General features: G+C 65.0%; 1 pseudogene. It reads right to left on the bottom strand.

The annotated features are described in order from the left end of the window. Positions 1-266, bottom strand: a pseudogene (locus IFT82_RS20415) (IS630 family transposase); the annotation flags it as partial.

Raw genomic sequence — 266 nt, 5'->3', positions numbered from 1 at the left:
GCACAGCACCACGGCGCGGGTCGGAGGCGACAGGTAAAGACCGACAATGTCCTGCACCTTGTCGACGAACAGCGGATCGGTCGACAGCCTGAACGTCTCCGAGCGATGCGGCTGCAAGCCGAACGCGCTCCAGATCCGGCGGATCGTGGTGTGCGAAAGGCCTGCCTCGGCCGCCATCGAGCGGATCGACCAATGGGTCGCATCCCGGGGCCTGGTGTTCAGCGTACGCTCGATCACTTGCGCGACTTGTGCATCGCTCACCGTGC

Source organism: Sphingomonas sp. CFBP 8760 (assembly GCF_014841615.1).
Lineage (GTDB): Bacteria > Pseudomonadota > Alphaproteobacteria > Sphingomonadales > Sphingomonadaceae > Sphingomonas.
This window is presented reverse-complemented; position numbering and strand designations above follow the sequence as displayed.